Source organism: Amycolatopsis sp. NPDC003731 (genome assembly GCF_053586895.1).
Map to the genome: position 1 here is coordinate 1 of NZ_JBSFNC010000292.1, position 3,110 is coordinate 3,110.

Genomic DNA, 3,110 nt, shown 5'->3' on the forward strand with positions numbered 1-3,110 from the left:
AAGTCGATGATCCGGCCGAGGTCGGGCACCTCGACTCCCGGCGGGAACCGGTCAGTGTGCTGGAGGCGGTCACGGTCACAGAAATTATGACCGACAGCGACTTTACGGGCACTTGACGAGCGCAATAGGGTGTCGCAAATGCTGGTCCGCTGGACCGGCTTCGCGCGGTCACGCTGGACGGGATCCAGCCCATGAACACGGGATGCGGCCAGCCAATCGGCTTCTTCGACGGATCACTCACCATCGTCGGCCTCGACTTGACCGCGACCTGGACCGAAGCGGACTGCCCCGGACAACCGGCCCGCGCCGCGGATTCGTCCTCATTCCACAACCAGGTGCCGAAGAACGTCTCGAGCGAACCGGGAAACCCCGTATTCGTTCTTCGAACCCCAATCTGTCTCCCAGAACGAACCGTAGACCAGCACAAGGGCTCGCTTGGCCCGGGTGAGCCCGACGTAGAACGAACGCCGGTCCTGAGCCAGTCGATCCGGGTTGGGCTCGGGGTGCGCGCGCAACCGCGTCGACCACCGACGACCGGGCATGATGCCTTCGACCAGCCCCGGCAGGATCACGGCATCCCATTCCCGGCCCTTCGCGGAATGGTAGGTGGTCAACGTGACCTTGCCGGCCCTCAACGCCGGCGGCGATGTCCCGCACTTCAAGGCCATACGCACTGGCAGCCTCTCGGAACTTTCCCAGAGCTTGCTGGTCTCGGACGGCGGAGCTGCCTGTTCTTCCGACCGCAAACCGTTGAGCAGGCCGGCGAACTTTCGGCCTGCGGCACGACGGTCGAGCGGTGGCAGCCCGGCGGCTTCGCGCACCGGAGCGTATGCCCGTACCAGGTCGCCCAAGGTGGCGACGGAGGTCGCACCGACGTCCGGGCCCAGTACAGCCGGCTGATGTCCGGCGACGGCGCGGGCCGCGCAGTCGCGAACGAAGTCGGGCAAGCTCACCGCTGGGCAGCCGTTCATCCCGTTCGTTCACGTAGGGAATGCGCCTGGCGTCGAACTCGTCGATCAAAGCGGACAGCAAGGGTCCCCGGGCGGGGTACAAGACCGCGATGTCGTGGCCGGCCACACCGCTCGTGAGCAGCGCGTCGATCGTGCCTGCCACGATCGCGGCGTGTTCGTCGAGCCCTCCGTCGGCCATGATCGGCTCGATGGCCCCGTCGTCCGCCCGGCCGGGCACCGCCCGGTAGGTGCGGGGTTCCCGGAGGGCGGTGTGGCTGGCCGCGACGATGGCTTGGCCGCACCGGTAGTTCACTCCGAGGAAGTGGTCGCGGAAGTCGCCACGTGCGGCCAATTCGTTCAGGTACCGCGGGTCAGCACCGGTGAAGCCCATCACGGACTGATCGGGGTCTCCGAACGCCGCGATACTCACGCCTGCCGCGTCGTGCAAGGCGAGCACGAGCGCGTGCAGGACCGGCCCGAGATCCTGGTACTCGTCCACCACCAGCCACGAGTGCCGGGAGGCGAATAGTCGGCCGACGGCGGGGTGCTCGCGCACGATGCGCAGCGACCGCGCCACCATCGCGTCGAAAACCCACCGGCCGGCGCCGAGCAACCGCTCGTCGAACAGCCGCGCCGAGGCGACCATCGGACTGGTGTCGTCGTCGCCGATCAGCCCGGCGGCGAGTTCCCGACGCAGCTTGTTGATGGTGGCGGTTTCGTACTGGGCCTGGATGGAGCAGGTCATCTGGTGGTCTGACCACTGGACCACGTCAGCATGACCAGGCGCGTTCCCCGTGTCAAGCGAGCGCCGAGCCGAGGTCGGCGACGATGTCGGCGGGCTCCTCGATGCCGACTGACAGGCGGACCAGGCCTTCGGTGATCCCGAGGGCCTCGAGGTCCTCGGGCGGCAGCGACCGGTGCGTGGTCGTGGCCGGGTGGACGAGGGTCGTGGCGACGTCGGCGAGACTCGGCGACAGCGGGATCGCCGGCCCCAGCCGCCGGATCAGCTCGTCGACGGCCGGGCGGCCACCGGCGAGTTCGAAGGAGAGCATGCCCCCGGTCCCGTCGGGGAAGAGCCGCGCGACCACCGCGGCGTGCGGGTGCTCCGGGCGGCCCGGGTGGTGCACCCGCGTGATGGCCGGGTGCCCGGCGAGAAACCCGGCGACGGCCGTCGCACCGCGGGTGTGCGCGCGCATCCGCAGCGGCAGGGTTTTCAGTCCCAGCAACGCCATCCAGGCGTCGAACGGGCCGAGCGTCGCGCCGAGGTGGACGACCGACCGCCGGATCCGCCCGACGAGGTCGGCGCGGCCGGCGACGATCCCGCCCATCGCGGCGGAGTGGCCGCCGAGGTACTTCGGGATGCTGTGCCACACCAGATCCGCGCCGTGCTCGAGCGGGCGGAGCAACGCCGGGGTCGCGAACGTCGAGTCGACGGCGAACGTGACACCCGCCGCGGCCGCGATCCGGGCCAGCGCCGGCAGGTCCGGCACCCGCATCGTCGGATTGGTGAGGGCCTCGACCAGCAGGAGCCGAGTCCGGGAGGTGAGGGCACGCTCCACCTCGGCGAGGTCCGTACCGTCGACCAGGGTGACGTCGATGCCGAGCCGGGGCAGGTCGGCCTCGAGAACGCTGCGGGTGCCGCCGTAGGCGTTGCGGTCGGCCACGACGTGCCCGCCCGTCTCGACCAGGGCCGTCACGATCCCCGTCAGCGCGGCCATGCCGGAGGCGGTCGAGACGGCGTCGGCGGCACCTTCGAGGTCCGCCACGGCCTCCTCGAGCACGTGGCCGTTGTGGTGACCGAAGCGGTAGTAGACGTTGCCGTGGTCCTCACCGTCGAGCACGCGGTGTAGCGACGCGAGGTCCGGGTAGGCGTGCACGGTCGTCTGGTACAGGGCGGGCACCAGCGGCGGTGCCCCGCCCGGCCGGGTGTGGGTGCCCGCTCGCGCGGCCCGGGTCGCCGGGTGGGTACTGGTCATCGTCACCGTCCATGGTGGTCTCAGTTGAAGCGGGAGTACTTCGGTGCCGACCACCCGCCGGGGAACGAGTGCTCGGTCCGGATCGCTTCGGTGATCCGGAAAACCGTCTCCTGGCCGGTGGCCGGTCCCCCGGTGGGGGGGGGGGGGGGGGGGCGGCGCGCGGGGGGGGGGGGGGGCTGGTGGG

General features: G+C 70.5%; 3 protein-coding genes and 1 pseudogene. 1 reads left to right on the forward strand and 3 read right to left on the reverse strand.

Features of this window, described 5'->3' with window-relative positions:
- Positions 1 to 320: 320 nt before the first annotated feature.
- Positions 321 to 953, reverse strand: coding sequence for a 3'-5' exonuclease (locus ACWDN5_RS46555; protein WP_449680775.1), 633 nt, complete (start codon positions 951 to 953; stop codon positions 321 to 323).
- Between the two features lie 112 nt (positions 954 to 1,065).
- On the opposite strand from ACWDN5_RS46555, the gene ACWDN5_RS46560 reads away from it, so the two are divergent.
- A complete protein-coding gene (locus ACWDN5_RS46560) occupies positions 1,066 to 1,479 on the forward strand; it encodes a hypothetical protein (protein ID WP_449680776.1) in 414 nt (137 codons plus the stop codon).
- Here ACWDN5_RS46560 and ACWDN5_RS46565 read toward each other — a convergent pair.
- A pseudogene (locus ACWDN5_RS46565) lies at positions 1,360 to 1,695 on the reverse strand (hypothetical protein); the annotation flags it as partial. The gene ACWDN5_RS46560 and the pseudogene ACWDN5_RS46565 sit on opposite strands and share 120 nt — an antisense overlap.
- Before the next feature lie 52 nt (positions 1,696 to 1,747).
- Positions 1,748 to 2,926: a trans-sulfuration enzyme family protein gene (locus tag ACWDN5_RS46570; RefSeq protein ID WP_449680777.1), complete on the reverse strand. Its 1,179-nt coding sequence runs from the start codon at positions 2,924 to 2,926 to the stop codon at positions 1,748 to 1,750.
- Positions 2,927 to 3,110: the final 184 nt, after the last annotated feature.

Coding starts and splice junctions, on each gene's coding strand:
- ACWDN5_RS46570 (WP_449680777.1), bottom strand. CDS start 2,926: ATGACCAGTACCCACCCGGCGACCCGGGCCGCGCGAGCGGGCACCCAC.